At 65.6% G+C, this 12,272-nt stretch carries 11 protein-coding genes; 8 read left to right on the plus strand and 3 right to left on the minus strand.

Features of this window, described 5'->3' with window-relative positions; translation table 11 throughout:
• The first annotated feature begins 1 nt into the window (after position 1).
• The 6 genes from argF (at position 2) to DK926_RS12595 (ending at position 7,564) form a co-directional block, all read left to right on the plus strand.
• Positions 2-937, plus strand: a complete 936-nt coding sequence (gene argF, locus DK926_RS12570) for an ornithine carbamoyltransferase (protein WP_114330650.1) — start codon at positions 2-4, stop codon at positions 935-937.
• Between the two features lie 23 nt (positions 938-960).
• Complete coding sequence (locus DK926_RS12575; RefSeq protein WP_114330686.1) at positions 961-1,449, plus strand: arginine repressor; 489 nt, start codon at positions 961-963, stop codon at positions 1,447-1,449.
• A gap of 65 nt (positions 1,450-1,514) precedes the next feature.
• The gene (locus tag DK926_RS12580) at positions 1,515-2,714 is read left to right on the plus strand and encodes an argininosuccinate synthase (protein ID WP_068420882.1); all 1,200 of its coding nucleotides are present in this window, start codon (positions 1,515-1,517) and stop codon (positions 2,712-2,714) included.
• Positions 2,711-4,144, plus strand: a complete 1,434-nt coding sequence (gene argH / locus DK926_RS12585) for an argininosuccinate lyase (protein ID WP_114330651.1) — start codon at positions 2,711-2,713, stop codon at positions 4,142-4,144. The genes DK926_RS12580 and argH overlap by 4 nt, the downstream gene beginning before the upstream one ends.
• A gap of 105 nt (positions 4,145-4,249) precedes the next feature.
• On the plus strand, positions 4,250-7,267 hold the full coding sequence (locus tag DK926_RS12590; RefSeq protein WP_114330652.1) for an AMP-binding protein: 3,018 nt from the start codon (positions 4,250-4,252) through the stop codon (positions 7,265-7,267).
• 87 nt (positions 7,268-7,354) lie between these two features.
• Positions 7,355-7,564 (plus strand): Trm112 family protein, encoded by a 210-nt coding sequence (locus DK926_RS12595; protein ID WP_068420888.1) that lies wholly within the window; start codon positions 7,355-7,357, stop codon positions 7,562-7,564.
• 11 nt (positions 7,565-7,575) lie between these two features.
• Here the strand turns inward: DK926_RS12595 and DK926_RS12600 are convergent, their stop codons facing one another.
• Genes DK926_RS12600 through DK926_RS12610 form a run of 3 tightly spaced genes read right to left on the minus strand, consistent with a single transcriptional unit; the run spans position 7,576 to position 9,670 of the window.
• Positions 7,576-8,184: a TetR family transcriptional regulator gene (locus tag DK926_RS12600; RefSeq protein ID WP_243636771.1), complete on the minus strand. Its 609-nt coding sequence runs from the start codon at positions 8,182-8,184 to the stop codon at positions 7,576-7,578.
• Positions 8,181-8,936: an ABC transporter permease gene (locus DK926_RS12605; protein ID WP_114330654.1), complete on the minus strand. Its 756-nt coding sequence runs from the start codon at positions 8,934-8,936 to the stop codon at positions 8,181-8,183. The genes DK926_RS12600 and DK926_RS12605 overlap by 4 nt, the downstream gene beginning before the upstream one ends.
• On the minus strand, positions 8,933-9,670 hold the full coding sequence (locus DK926_RS12610; protein ID WP_114330655.1) for an ABC transporter ATP-binding protein: 738 nt from the start codon (positions 9,668-9,670) through the stop codon (positions 8,933-8,935). Before DK926_RS12610 ends, DK926_RS12605 begins: the two co-directional genes overlap by 4 nt.
• 97 nt (positions 9,671-9,767) lie before the next feature.
• Here DK926_RS12610 and DK926_RS12615 point away from each other — a divergent pair, with 97 nt between their 5' ends.
• Entirely contained in the window at positions 9,768-10,382 is a 615-nt protein-coding gene (locus DK926_RS12615) for a DNA-3-methyladenine glycosylase (protein WP_114330656.1), read from the plus strand.
• A 50-nt stretch (positions 10,383-10,432) separates the two neighbouring features.
• A complete protein-coding gene (gene tyrS / locus DK926_RS12620; RefSeq protein WP_114330657.1) occupies positions 10,433-11,704 on the plus strand; it encodes a tyrosine--tRNA ligase in 1,272 nt (423 codons plus the stop codon).
• The last annotated feature ends 568 nt before the right edge of the window (positions 11,705-12,272 follow it).

Below are 12,272 nucleotides of genomic sequence, written 5' to 3' on the forward strand. Positions count from 1 at the left end.
CATGGCACTGAGGAACTTTCTGCGTGACGACGACCTGACCCCGCAGGAGCAGGGCGAAGTTCTCGCGCTCGCTGCCGAGATCAAGCGTGCACCGTTCTCGAAGCGACCGCTCGAAGGACCGAAGGGCGTCGGCGTCATCTTCGAGAAGAACTCGACCCGGACGCGGTTCTCGTTCGAGATCGGTATCGCGCAGCTCGGCGGTCACGCGGTCGTCGTCGACGGCCAGAGTACGCAGCTCGGACGCGAGGAGACGCTGCAGGACACGGGCCGTGTCCTGTCGCGGTACGTCGACGCGATCGTCTGGCGTACGTTCGGACAGAAGCGCCTCGAGCAGATGGCGACCGGATCGACGGTTCCGATCGTCAACGCGCTGTCCAACGAGTTCCACCCGTGCCAGGTGCTCGCGGATCTGCAGACACTCGTCGAGCAGAAGGGGAACCTGAAGGGGCTAGAGCTGGCGTACTTCGGCGACGGCGCCAACAACATGGCGCACTCGCTGATGCTGGGCGGTGTCACCGCGGGCATCAACGTGACCATCGCTGCACCGAAGGCGTTCGCGCCGCTGGGTGACGTCGTCGATGCGGCGCGTGCGCGTGCGGAGCAGACCGGCGCCACCATCACGATCACCGAGGACCCCCACGAAGCTGCGGCCGGCGCCGACGCGCTCGTCACCGACACGTGGACGTCGATGGGCCAGGAGAACGACGGCCTCGACCGCGTCGCGCCGTTCCGGCCGTACCGGATCGACACCGATCTGCTGGCCAAGGCGAAGTCCGACGCCGTCGTTCTGCACTGCCTGCCCGCGCACCGCGGTGAGGAGATCACCGACGAGGTCCTCGACGGCCCGCAGAGCGTCGTCCTCGACGAGGCGGAGAACCGTCTGCACGCCCAGAAGGCACTTCTGGTGTGGTTGCTCGAGCAGGCGCGACGACCGTGAGCGAGGGGGTGTCGTCGACGCCGCTGACGGCATCGACCCGCGCAGGCAGGCAGGCGCGGATCGTGACTCTGCTGGCGACGAACCAGGTCAGAAGCCAGCCGGAGCTCGCGTCGCTGCTGGCGGCCGAGGGTATCGACGTCACCCAGGCCACGTTGTCGCGAGATCTCGACGAACTCGGCGCGGTGAAACTGCGCGCCGCGGACGGCGGGGTCGGCGTGTACGTGGTGCCAGAGGACGGCAGTCCCGTCCGCGGCGTGTCGGGCGGCACCGACCGCCTGACGCGACTGCTCGGGGAGCTGCTCGTCTCGACCGATTCGAGCGGGAACCAAGCAGTCCTGCGCACGCCCCCTGGCGCGGCGCACTATCTCGCGAGCGCGCTCGACCGGGCGTCGCTGAGGGAGGTTGTCGGGACGATCGCCGGGGATGACACGATCTTCATGATCGCGCGCGAGCCCACGACCGGCAGCGAGCTCGCGGACAAGATAGAGAAACTGGCCCGACGCGGGGAGTGAGTGAACACCCCGTCGACGGCACAACGACAGACCTACACAAAAGCTAGTTAAGGAGCGCACACACCATGGCCGAACGCGTCATTCTCGCCTACTCGGGGGGATTGGACACCTCCGTCGCCATCAGCTGGATCGGCAAGGAGACCGGCAAAGAGGTCGTCGCCGTCGCCATCGACCTCGGTCAGGGCGGCGAGGACATGGAGGTCGTGCGCCAGCGTGCGATCGATTGTGGCGCAGTCGAAGCCGTCGTCGTCGATGCTCGCAACGAGTTCGCCGACGAGTACTGCTTGCCGACCATCCAGAACAACGCTCTCTACATGGATCGCTACCCGCTGGTGTCGGCCATCAGCCGTCCGCTGATCGTCAAGCACCTCGTCGAGAACGCGCGTGCGCACGGCGGAACCGTCGTCGCGCACGGCTGCACCGGCAAGGGCAACGACCAGGTCCGGTTCGAGGTCGGCTTCAACACCCTCGCACCCGAGCTCGACGTCCTCGCTCCGGTCCGCGACTACGCGTGGACCCGTGAGAAGGCCATCGCGTTCGCCGAAGAGAACAAGATCCCGATCAACGTCAGCAAGAAGTCGCCGTTCTCCATCGACCAGAACGTCTGGGGTCGTGCCGTGGAGACCGGGTTCCTCGAGGATCTGTGGAACGCGCCGACCAAGGACGTCTACGACTACACGCAGGATCCGACGGCCAATTGGACGGCTCCCGACGAGCTGATCATCGGCTTCGACAAGGGTCGTCCGGTCAGCATCGACGGCCGTCCCGTCTCGGTGCTGGAAGCCATCCAGGAGCTCAACACCCGCGCAGGCGCTCAGGGTGTCGGTCGTCTCGACGTCGTCGAGGACCGTCTCGTCGGCATCAAGAGCCGTGAGATCTACGAGGCACCGGGCGCGATGGTGCTTATTCGCGCGCACGAGGAGCTCGAGCACGTCACCCTCGAGCGCGAGCTCGGACGCTACAAGCGCCACACCGACCAGAAGTGGGCCGAGCTGGTCTACGACGGTCTCTGGTACTCGCCGCTCAAGGGTGCGCTCGACACGTTCAACACGCACACCCAGGAGCACGTGTCCGGTGAGATCCGACTCACGCTGCACGCGGGCACGATCAACGTCAACGGTCGTCGCAGCGGCGAGTCGCTGTACGACTTCAACCTCGCGACGTACGACGAGGGCGACACGTTCGACCAGTCGTCGGCCAAGGGCTTCGTGCAGCTGCACGGCCTGTCCTCCAAGATCGCGGCCAAGCGGGACCTGGGCTTGTGAGCCAGAAGACCAACGAAGGGTCTCTGTGGGGCGGGCGTTTCGCGTCCGGCCCCGCAGAGGCCATGGCGGCGCTGAGCAAGTCGACGCATTTCGATTGGGTGTTGGCGCCCTACGACATTCGCGCGTCGATGGCACACGCGCGGGTGTTGCACGGTGCCGGTCTGCTCACCGCAGAGGACCTCGAGACGATGCTCGACGGTTTGGCGCGCCTCGCCGCCGATGTCGCCTCGGGTGAGTTCGTCGCCGCCGAGTCCGACGAGGACGTGCACGGTGCGCTCGAACGCGGGCTCATCGACCGCGTCGGACCCGAGGTCGGCGGGCGGCTGCGTGCAGGCCGGTCGCGGAACGACCAGGTGGCGACGTTGTTCCGAATGTGGTTGCGCGACGCGGTCCGTCGTGTGTCGGCGGGCGTGCTCGACGTCGTCGACGCGTTGACGACGCAGGCGGCTTCGCATCCGAGTGCCGTCATGCCGGGCAAGACGCATTCGCAGGCCGCCCAGCCGGTTCTGCTGGCGCATCACTTGTTGGCACACACGCACCCGCTGCTGCGCGACGTCCAGCGATTCCAGGACTTCGACAAACGAGCTGCGGTGTCCCCGTACGGTTCCGGCGCTCTGGCAGGTTCGTCGCTCGGACTGAACCCAGAGCAGATCGCCGCCGAACTCGGATTCGACTCGTCGGCCGAGAACTCGATCGATGCCACGTCGTCGCGTGACTTCGCGGCCGAGGCTGCGTTCGTGCTCGCGATGACGGCCGTCGACCTGTCGCGGCTCGCCGAGGAGATCGTGTCCTGGAGCACGCCCGAATACGGTTACGTCACGCTTTCGGACGCGTGGTCGACCGGCAGTTCGATCATGCCGCAGAAGAAGAATCCCGACGTCGCGGAATTGACGCGTGGCAAGACGGGACGACTCATCGGAAACGTCACCGGGCTGTTGGCGACGCTGAAAGCGCAGCCGCTCGCGTACAACCGGGATCTGCAGGAGGACAAGGAACCCGTCTTCGACTCCGTCGCGCAACTGGAGTTGTTGTTGCCTGCCCTCGCGGGATTGGTGTCGACGCTGACGTTCGACGTCGATCGCATGGCCGAATTGGCGCCTGCCGGCTACACGTTGGCGACCGACATCGCCGAATGGATGGTCCGGCAGGGAACGCCGTTCCGAATCGCGCACGAGGCAGCCGGGGCATGCGTCAGGGCCGCCGAGGCTCGTGGCGTCGGACTCGACGAGCTGACCGACGAGGAGTTGGCGTCGATCGACTCGTCGCTGACGCCAGCCGTTCGTGAGGTTCTCACCGTCGAGGGATCGATTGCTTCACGAGATTCGCGCGGCGGTACGGCTGCGGTTCAGGTCGCGTCACAATTGGGTGGCGTTCGATCGTCGTCCGAGCAACTTCGGACGTGGGCCCGGACAGCACTCGTCACGGACTGACACAAAAAGTCACGCACGCCGGAATTCGATGCGGTCGGTGTGAGAAGCTTCAACCTACGAAGGTGGGTGGGCGGTCGGGTCGCCGAGTCGAACGCAGGAGTTGTTGTGGTGGGACTGAATGCAGATGCGTTTCGTGAGCCGTTGCGGCGTGCGATCGCCACTGCACAGAACGGTCTGGAGGTCATCCGGCTCGGTGGCCTCGAGACCGAAGTCGATCCGTCGCCGTTCAAGGTCGTCGACCGGGACGCGATGTATCGATTGCGTCGATACTTCCCGGAGGACGCCGACCAGGAGTCGAAGCCTCCGGTAGTCCTCGTGCCGCCGATGATGGTGTCCGCGGACGTCTACGACGTCACCACCGACCAAGGCGCCGCGGGCATCCTGCACAGCATGGGTCTCGACCCGTGGGTCGTCGACTTCGGATCGCCCGACACCGAGGAAGGCGGCTGGGGGCGCACGCTCGCCGATCACGTCGTGGCTATTAGTGAGGTCGTCGACAAGGTGCACGCACTCACCGGTCGCGACGTGCATCTCAGTGGCTACTCGCAGGGCGGCATGTTCTGTTACCAGGCGGCCGCCTACCGGGGCGGCAAGAATCTGGCCAGTCTGATCACGTTCGGCGCTCCTGTCGACACGTTGGCGGCGTTGCCGCTGGGCATTCCGGCCGGGGTTGCCACCCGAGGAGCCGAGTTCCTCGCCGACCATGTCTTCACGCGCCTTGCGGTGTCGGGATGGATGGCGCGCACGGGTTTTCAGTTGTTGGACCCGGCGAAGACGGTGCGTTCGCGACTCGATTTCCTGCGGCAGTTGCACGACCGCGACGCTCTGCTGCCGCGAGAGCCGCAACGACGCTTCCTGGCCTTGGACGGGTGGGTCGCGTGGTCGGGGCCGGCGGTGGCCGAACTGCTCAAGCAGTTCGTCGTGCACAACCGCATGATGACGGGCGGATTCGTCATCAAGGATCGTCTGCTGACGCTTGCCGACCTGACGGTGCCGGTGCTCGCATTCGTCGGTGAGGTCGACGACATCGGTCAGCCCCTTGCCGTCCGAGGCATCAAGCGCGCGGCCCCGCGGGCCGAGATCTACGAAACCACGCTCCGGGCAGGGCATTTCGGGCTCGTGGTGGGTAGCACCGCGGAGTCGCAGACCTGGCCGACGACGGGGGAGTGGATCCGCTGGAGGGAAGGGCTGGGCGAGCAGCCCGACACCGTGTTCGAGATGAGTTACGACGAGCACGCCGATACCGACAGTGGTGTCTCGGTGAGCAACCGGCTGATCCACACGGCCGCATCGATCGCCGAAGTGGGGGTCGGCGTCGGGAAAGGTTTGGCGGCTGCGGCCACCGGCGCGGTGCGGGGCACGCGCGAGATTTCGACCGAGGCGGTTCGCACGCTGCCGCGACTGGCTCGGCTCGGTCAGATGCAGCCGCACACGACCGTCTCGCTCGGACGCCTGCTCGCGGAACAGGGACGCAGGTCTCCTGCGGGCGAATGCTTCCTGTTCGACGACCGTGTGCACACCTATCAGGCGGTCAACGTCCGGATCGACAACGTGGTTCGAGGGCTCATCGTCTCGGGTGTTCGCCCGTCGGCGCGCGTCGGTGTGCTGATGGAGACGCGACCCAGCGCGCTGGCGGCCGTCGCTGCGCTGTCCCGTATCGGCGCCGTCGCGGTCATGCTGCCTCCGGGCGGGGACCTCGACAGTGCGCTGCGTGTGGTCGACGTCGACATCGTCATCTCGGATCCGGAAAACCTCAAGTCCGCAACACTTCTCGCCGTCAACGTCTTGGTTCTCGGCGGCGGCGACGAGCGCGAGTTGGATATTCCCGACGGCGCCGACGTCACCGATCTCGAGGCCATCGATCCCGATTCGGTGCGGCTCCCCGCATGGTTCGAGCCGGATCCAGGACGTGCCCGCGAATTGGCCGTCGTGTTGTTCACGGCGACCGATCGCGGATTGGAGCCGCGCTTCATCACCAATCATCGATGGGCGTTGTCGGCGTACGGAACTGCGACGGCTGCCGCGCTCGGTGCCGGCGACACCGTGTATTGCCTTGCACCGCTGCACCATTCGGCGGGCCTTCTCGTCAGCGTGGGCGGCGCGCTCGCGGGCGGGTCGCGTATCGCTCTGTCGCGCGGGCTCGATTCCACGCGTTTCGCCAGTGAGGTGGCCCGCTACGGCGTGACGGTCATCAGCTACACGTGGGCGATGATGCAGACGATTCTCGACGACGACGACCTCGAACTCGGCCGTAATCACCCGGTCCGTCTGTTCATCGGATCCGGCATGCCCGTGAATCTGTGGAAGCGCACGCTGCACCTGTTCTCGCCGGCTAGGGTCCTCGAGTTCTACGCGTCGACCGAGAACGACGTCATTCTGGCGAACGTCGGGGGCGCGAAGATAGGTTCGAAGGGCAGGCCGCTGCCGGGCAGCGCCCGCGTCGAACTCGCTGCGTACGACCCGATGACCGGCCGCCTCGAAGAGGACGAGAACGGGTTCGTCCGCGTGTGCCGCGACGACGAGATCGGATTGCTACTCGGTCGACCGAACAGCGAGGGCGAGGTCACCAGCCCGCTCATGCGGGGTGTGTTCCAACCGGGTGACTCGTGGGTGCCGACGGAGAATCTGTTCCGGCGCGACGCGGACGGCGACTACTGGCTCGTCGATCGCAAGGACACCGTCGTGAAAGCCGCACGCGGGCCCGTGTACACGCAGCCGATCATCGACGCGTTCGGCGAGGTGGACGACGTGGAATCGGTCGTCGTGTACGGCATCGAAGCGCCGGAGTCCGCGGGGGCGCCGCGACGGTGGGATTACGGTGTCGACGAAATCGCGGTGTGCGCGGTGTCGACGCGTGGACACACGTCGCTGTCGGCGCGCATCGTCACCGACGCGATGGCCGTGCTGCTGCCGTCCGGGCGGCCGGACATCGTGCACATCGTCGACGACATCCCCCTCGGCAGGGCCTACCGGCCGCGAGCCTCCGACCTGCAGAAACTCGGACTACCCGCGCCGAGCGCGAGGTCATGGTTCTACGACGCCGACCAGGGTACGTATCGACGGCTCACCAAAGCAGTCGTCGCCGAGCGGTTCACGAAATCCGACGACGTGGACGACAGGTAGCCGGTTCGGCACGCGTGCTCGGTTCGGTAGTTTGAACGGACGGACTTCTCACGGTGAAGTCGTGAACCTGCGAGAAAAAGGACTTCAGTGGCAATCGATCAGAACCTCCTCGGCATCCTTGCCTGCCCGGTGGACAAGGGCCCGCTCCTGCTGGTGGAGGACGAGTTGCTCTACAACCCGCGGTTGCGTCGGGCGTACCCGATCGAGAACGGAATTCCGGTTCTGTTGGTCGACGAGGCTCGTGACGTCGACGACGCCGAGCACGAGTCGATCCTGAGCCGAGCTCGATCGGCGTAGTTCACCAGCACTCAGTCGGGGAGCGGGCCCGTCAGATAGCGCTGCAGCGTCGGCCCGACGACGGCCACGAGACGATCGGCAGGCATCGACGCGATGGGTTCGAGTTCGAGGATGTGCCGGGTGAGCAGCAATCCGGCCATCTGCGACGCGACGAGACCAACGCGTTCGAGCCCGGAACCGGCAGGCACGTCGACGCGAACCGCGGTGTCTCGCAACGCAATCTGCAACAGGAAGCTGCTGATCAAGCTCGTGTCGCCACTCGCGATCATCGACCGAAACGCAGCGACGATTCCCTGACCGTTCTCCGAGTCCCAGACGCCGAGAATCGTTCTCGCGAGCGTCGGGCCGAGGTCGTCGATGTCTGCTGCGAGTATCGGCTTCAATGTCTCGTCCGGGTCGACCGGCAGTGCGACGGCCGCGACGAACAGGTCACGCTTGGTCCCGAAGTAGTGGTGGACGAGCGCGGAATCCACCCCGGCGTCCGACGCGATCGACCGGACCGAGGCCCTGTCGAATCCCGCTTCCGCGAAGCGCCGACGCGCTACCGTCAGGATTGCGTCCTTCGTGCCGGACCGGCCCGGGCGTCGGCCGGAACGTGCAGGTGGGGCGGTGTCCGTCACGGAGTCCGCCGCCGAAGCGTCGCGGCGCCCGCGCACAAGGCGACGAGGGTGAAACCGGCGACCACAGCGATGTCGACGCCCATCCGCCCGGTGAAGGCGGGATTCGCGGAGATTTCCTGTAGTGCATCCACGGCGTAGCTGAGCGGAAGCACGTTGCTGATCGCGTGCAGCCAGTCCGGCATCTGCTCACGCGGAACCAACAGACCGCACAGGAACAGTTGGGGAACGACCACGACGGGCATGAACTGCACGGCTTGAAATTCGGTGCGGGCGAAGGCGCTGCACAGCAATCCGAGGGCGACGCCCAGAACTGCGTTGAGCACCGCGATGAGCAACACCCAGGCGACCGGACCCGCCGTCGTCAAACCGAGCAGCCCGAACGACACCGCGCACGCCAGGAGGGCCTGCAGGACCGCGGCGACAGAGAACGCGGTGGCGTAGCTCGCCAGGAGATCCAGTTTCGACATCGGTGTCGTGAGCAGCCGCTCGAGCGTGCCGGAACTGCGCTCACGTTGCATCGCGATGGACGTGATCAGGAACATCACGACGAACGGAAGGATGCCGAGCATCGTGATCGCGATCCGATCGAACAGCGGCAGGGCGCCGGGTCGTACCGGTACGTCGTCGTAGAGGAAGTACAGCAGCGCCATCAACAGCGACGGGACGAAGAGAATCATCGCGACGGTCCGGTGATCCGAACGCAGCTGACGCAGAATGCGTCCGGTGCCCGCGGCGTAGATCTGTGCGGTCATGACGTCTTCTCCATGGTGTCGTGTGCCCGAACGAGGGAGAGAAAGGCGTGCTCGAGGGTCGATTCGCCCGTGGTGCGCAGCAGCTCGTCGGGCGTCGGTCGTCCGAGGACGGTTCCGTTGCGCATGAGGATCAACGTGCTGCAGTGCTCGGCTTCGTCCATGACGTGGCTCGACACCAGGATCGTCGTGCCGGCGGCGGCGATGTCGGTGAACCGTTCCCAGAGCTCGAAGCGCAGAACGGGATCGAGGCCGACCGTCGGCTCGTCGAGTATCAGCACCTCGGGTTCCGCGACGAGCGCGCTCGCCAGCGACACACGTGAGAGTTGCCCGCCGGACAAACCACCGCTGATCGACGACGCATGGTCACCGAGCCCGACGGTGTCGATCGCGGACTGGACCGCGGTGCTACCGCGGCCGTACAGCGAGGCGAAGTACGCGATGTTGTCGCGAACGGTGAGATCCCGGTAGACGCTGGGCGCCTGAGTCACGTAGCCGACCTTCGACCGTAGTTGTTTCGCACCGGCGGGCGATCCCAACACGGTGACCGTTCCGCTCTCGACGATCTGGGTGCCCACGATCGAGCGCATCAACGTCGTCTTACCGCAGCCCGACGGGCCGAGAAGCCCGGTGATGGCACCTCGGGGTATCTCGAGATCCACGCGATCGAGGACCGTCCGTTTGCCCCGCCGCACGGTCAGCTTGTCGACGACGATTGCCGGTCCGATGTCCGTCATGACGCCCTCCCTGAATTCACCATTCGATGATTTCACCCTGTGATGAATTATGACCCCACGGCCGATGCGACGTCAACGGGCGGCAAGATGACTTCACGTGGACATCGCTGCTCTGACAGGACACCCGGTCGACGCAGCTCGGCATCTTCTCGGGGCGACGCTGACTGCCAACGACGTGAGCATCGAGATCGTGGAGGTCGAGGCATACGGCGGCCCGGAGGGCGGCCCATGGCCCGATCCGGCTGCTCATTCGTACCGAGGTCCGACGCCGCGCAACGCCGTCATGTTCGGGAGCGCGGGAAGGCTCTACGTGTACCTGAGCTACGGCATGCACCTGTGCATGAACGTCACCTGCGGTCCCGACGGCGAGGCGGGCGCGGTCCTGCTGCGGGCCGGTGAGGTGACGCGGGGGGAGGGCGTCGCATTCTCGCGACGCGGCCCGCGAGCGCCGGAACACAAGTTGGCGAGCGGCCCGGGAAATCTGGGGTCGGCGCTCGCAATATCGCTGGCGGACAACGGAACCGATCTGTTCGACGCGGCGTCGCCGGTGAGATTGTCGAAGCTCGGTGACGCACGCGCCATCCCTGACATCGCGTACGGCCCGCGCGTCGGGGTGAGTACCGGCGCAGACAGAGCGTGGCGGCTTTGGGACCCGAGTTCGCGGGCAGTGTCGGCGTATCGACGCAGCCCTCGCGCGGTTCCCGGAGACTGACGGGCGGACCTCGGACGCACGAGCGGACGGAGATGCGGGAAGATCGACGGGTGAGTGAGAACATCATCGACGAACTGACCTGGCGCGGGTTGATCGCGCAGTCCACCGACCTGGACGAACTGAAGAAGGCGACGTCGGGGGAGCCGATCACTCTGTATGCGGGGTTCGACCCGACGGGCCCCAGTCTCCACGCCGGTCATCTCGTTCCGCTGCTGGCGCTGAAGCGGTTCCAACGAGCAGGGCATCGTCCGATCGTCCTGGCCGGTGGTGCGACGGGTCTGATCGGCGATCCGCGCGACGTCGGCGAACGCACGATGAACTCTTCCGACACCGTGCGCGAGTGGGCCGACCGCATCCGAGGACAACTCGAACGCTTCGTGGAGTTCGGCGATCCGGCCACCGGTGCGATCGTGGAGAACAACCTGTCGTGGACGGGTGAGCTGACCGCGATCGACTTCCTCCGCGACATCGGCAAGCACTTCTCGGTGAACGTCATGCTCGCTCGCGACACCGTCAAGACGCGTCTCGAAGCCGACGGCATGTCGTACACCGAGTTCAGCTACATGCTTCTGCAGGCGAACGACTACGTGCAGTTGCGCCGCAAGCACGGCTGCACGCTGCAGATCGGCGGCTCCGATCAGTGGGGCAACATCGTCGCCGGCGTCGAACTGAACCGGCGCACCGATGCAGAGTCGGTGCATGCGCTCACCGTTCCTCTGGTGACGTCCGCCGACGGCAAGAAGTTCGGCAAGTCGACCGGCGGCGGAAGCCTGTGGCTCGACCCCGAGATGACGAGTCCGTACGCCTGGTACCAGTACTTCGTGAACACCGGCGACGCCGATGTCGTGAAATACCTGCGGTGGTTCACGTTCCTCGGGCAGGAGGAGTTGGCAGAACTCGACGAGGCGACTCGCGAACGTCCTCATGCCCGTGAAGCCCAGAAGCGACTCGCGGCCGAGATGACGACGCTGGTACACGGAGCCGAGAACACCAAGGCCGTCGAAGTGGCGAGCCAGGCGCTCTTCGGACGCGCCGAACTGCAGGAACTCGACGAATCGACCCTGGCCGCCGCTCTTCGCGAGACATCGGTCTTCGACATGGGTGCGGGGGAGCCGTCGACGATCGTCGACCTGCTCGTCGGTACAGGCCTGTGCGAGAGCAAGGGTGCCGCCCGCCGCGCGGTGAAGGAGGGCGGCGCGTCCGTGAACAACGTGAAGATCGCCGACGAGGATTGGACGCCGTCGCCCGACGATTTCCTCCACGGAAAGTGGCTCGTCGTTCGACGAGGGAAGCGAAACTTCGCCGGCGCGTACCTGCGCTGAGGTAGGTTCGCCGGGGTGGCGCGAGTCACAAGCATGTGATTTCAGGTTCGGAGCGGGTATGTCACTCCGGCCGGGGTCGCTACCTCGGCGTTTACCCCCCGGGTTGCAGGGCGACCTGGGAATTTGACGTGATGTTTTCCGCCGCGTAACTTTGTCCAAGTCAGAGCGACACGGACACCGACTCCGAGCCGAGAGGCCGGAGACAACGAGGTTGTACGGGTTACGCGATGACAATCCCGATCGTAACGAGTTCGCTTGTTCGTTCGGTGGGTCCGACAAAACGGCTGATTGACTCGGTCGGTTGGATCAGTTAGGCTGGAACGGTTGCCTCAGACGCCCCGAGATTCGATTCCCGAGGCTGGCGATGTGCGCGTGTTCTTTGAGAACTCAACAGTGTGTCGATGAATGTCAGTGCCGAATGTTTTTGGCGCTCATGCCTTTCGGGGTGTGGGTGTGACGTCTTCTTGCTTCATTCTTCCCGTCTGGGGTGAGGGGACATTTTGTTTTGCTAGTTGAGTTTTTTGCTAGTGATTTGGCTCTTTGGTTTTTGAACTGATTCGCGATCCTT

Source organism: Rhodococcus sp. Eu-32, assembly GCF_003336925.1.
Lineage (GTDB): Bacteria > Actinomycetota > Actinomycetes > Mycobacteriales > Mycobacteriaceae > Rhodococcoides > Rhodococcoides kyotonensis_B.

Bases quoted from the DNA above. Each gene is read 5' to 3' on its own strand.
- argF (WP_114330650.1), top strand. From the start codon at position 2: ATGGCACTGAGGAACTTTCTGCGTGACGACGACCTGACCCCGCAGGAG.
- DK926_RS12605 (WP_114330654.1), bottom strand. From the start codon at position 8,936: ATGACCGCACAGATCTACGCCGCGGGCACCGGACGCATTCTGCGTCAG.
- DK926_RS12580 (WP_068420882.1), top strand. From the start codon at position 1,515: ATGGCCGAACGCGTCATTCTCGCCTACTCGGGGGGATTGGACACCTCC.
- DK926_RS12610 (WP_114330655.1), bottom strand. From the start codon at position 9,670: ATGACGGACATCGGACCGGCAATCGTCGTCGACAAGCTGACCGTGCGG.